The following is a 2,472-nucleotide window of genomic DNA, read 5'->3' as shown; positions in this document are numbered from 1 at the left end:
TTTTCATCCCCCCCGGCTATCATCTCCTCGACCTCCCGGAGGTCGTTAGTGCCCAGGTGTGCCACCAGCCCGCCGCCGCCCACCATTTTTTTCATCAATTCTTCGAGCTTTATGCCCGTTGAAAAAATGAACTTGACCATTTCTCCCGCCGGCAGCGAACCTGCCCTCTCAGGGGTGAAGGGCCCTTCGCCGTCGAGAGCGTTGTTGACATCGATGACCCTCCCGCCGCGGTGGGCTCCCACGGAGATACCTCCTCCCATGTGGGCCACTATGAGGTTTGCCTTATCAAAATCCTTGCCGAGTTCACTCGAGGCCCTTCGGGCCACGGCTTTCTGGTTCAGCGCGTGGAAGACGGACCTCCTTTCGATCTCGGGGATTCCGGAGAGACGGACCTCGTCGATGAGTTCATCGACGACGACGGGGTCGACGATGAAGGCCGGCACTCCTCCGGCCTCATCGGCGATCCTTTTTGCCAGGGGGCCCCCCAGGTTGCTCGCATGGGAGCCAAAGCGGCAACTCCTGAGGTCCTCGAGCATCTCGGTACTAACCTTGTAGGTCCCGCCAGGGATGGGGCGGAGGAGACCGCCCCTTCCCACCACGGCGTCAAAATCCGTCGCCTCCGCGTCCCTCTTCCTTAATGCCTTGCGGATCTCTTCGAGCCTGAACTTCTCCTGGGCAGGGATGCTGGAGAACTCCCTGATCCTGTCCGCGTCGTACCTCTGGGTATCCGACCAGGCTTCTTCCAGCCCCCTGAAGAGAGCCACCTTGGTGCTGGTGGAGCCGGGGTTGATGGCAAGAACGACGGAGGGCTTCATACCAGGTTCCGACAGATGTTACTTGTTCTGGTAAGCTGCCAGCACGACGGCTGAAGCTATCGATAGGAGCTTCGTCTCCGGTGAATCGGACCTGCTGGTGAGCACCACGGGAGCCTTCGCTCCGAGCACTAGCCCGGCCGTCTTGTTATCGGCGAAGTAGACGATAGCCTTGGCGAGCATATTGCCCGCCTCGATGTCGGGAACGTGGAGGATATCGGCCTTGCCGGCCACCTCGGAGACAATCCCCTTGTGCCTGGCCGACTCCTCGCTCACGGCGTTGTCCAGGGCGAGGGGTCCGTCGATGACGCAACCCTTGATCTGGCCTCGGCGGTTCATCTGGGTCAGCACGGCGGCGTCGATAGTGCAGGGCATATCCTGGTTGACCACCTCGACGGCGGCGAGGGCCGCCACCTTGGGTGTCTCGATGCCGAAGGCGTGAGCGAGGTTGACGGTGTTGTTGATCAGGTTGACCTTCGTCTGGAAATCGGGAGCAATGTTGAAGGCCGGATCGCAGATGAAGAACACCCTGTCGTAACCCTTCACCTGGTGGAGGTAGACATGGGAGAGGGTCCCGCCGCTGCGCAGGCCCACTTCCTTGTTAAGGACGCCCCTTAAAAAGTTGGCCGTGGAGATCATGCCCTTCATGAGGATATCGGCCTTGCCGGAGGAAACCAACTTGACGGCCTCGATCCCGACCTCCCCCTGCCCACTCTTGACATCCACCACCTGGTAATTCGAAAGGTCTATGCCCATCGGGTCGGTCACTTTTTTCAATTTGTCGGCATCGCCGACCAGGAACGCTTCGGCTACCCCTTCCTTGCGGGCGTTCTCGACGGCCTCCATGACCTCGGCGTCCTCGGCGAGGGCGACGGCGATCTTCTTCGGACCGACTTCCTTGGCAAAGGCGAGCAGTTCGACCAGCGAAGTGATTCTTTTCATCGATGAAACCTCCTTAATTTATTATTTCTGACCTATATTCCATATTAAATTTTTTTCAGTTTTATGCTCTCGCCAACACCGCCCCGAAGGCGATGGAAAGCAGCTTGGTCTCGGCGTTGTCGAAGCGGCTGGTCATCACGACGGGTCTTCGGGCGCCGACAACGACGCCGGCCCCACGACCCCCCGACATGTAGAGCATAACCTTGCCCATGAGGTTGCCGGCTTCGATGTCGGGGACCAGCAGGATGTCGGCATGACCGGCCACCTCGGAGACGATGCCCTTGTGCCTGGCCGCCTCCTCGCTCACGGCGTTGTCCAGGGCGAGGGGACCGTCCACGACGCATCCCTTGATCTGTCCCCTCCGGTTCATCTGCGTCAGCACGGCGGCATCGATGGTGCAGGGCATGTCCTGGTTGACCGTCTCGACGGCGGCCAGCACCGCGACCCTGGGGCACTCCACGCCAAGCCTGTGGTAGCATTCCACGGCGTTTCCTATTATCGCTGTCTTGGCGGCCAGGTCGGGATACATGGACATCCCCCCGTCGGTGAGGCAAAAGACCTTCCCCGTTTTTGGAATCTGGAAGAGGAAGACATGGGAGAGAAGGGAACCGGAACGGAGGCCCCACTCCTTGTTCAGGACGGCTTTCAGCAACGTGGCCGTCTTGATATTGCCCTTCATCAGCAGGTCCGCCTCTCCCGAGGAAACGGCCTTCACGGC

3 protein-coding genes are annotated in these 2,472 nt (G+C 60.2%); all 3 read right to left on the bottom strand.

The genetic code is table 11. From position 1 onward, the window contains the following. Positions 1 to 815: butyrate kinase (gene buk, locus GX108_08425; protein ID NLO57046.1), on the bottom strand; the 815-nt coding region annotated here is incomplete at its 3' end. Positions 816 to 833: 18 nt separating this feature from the next. Next, on the bottom strand, positions 834 to 1,754 hold the full coding sequence (locus GX108_08420; GenBank protein NLO57045.1) for a phosphate butyryltransferase: 921 nt from the start codon (positions 1,752 to 1,754) through the stop codon (positions 834 to 836). 61 nt (positions 1,755 to 1,815) lie between these two features. Beyond that, positions 1,816 to 2,472: bifunctional enoyl-CoA hydratase/phosphate acetyltransferase (locus GX108_08415; GenBank protein NLO57044.1), on the bottom strand; the 657-nt coding region annotated here is incomplete at its 5' end.

This window comes from Thermovirga sp. (assembly GCA_012523215.1).
In the GTDB taxonomy this organism is placed as follows: domain Bacteria; phylum Synergistota; class Synergistia; order Synergistales; family Thermovirgaceae; genus 58-81.
Note: the sequence above shows the minus strand (reverse complement) of the source record. Positions and strands in the feature narration are given on the sequence as shown.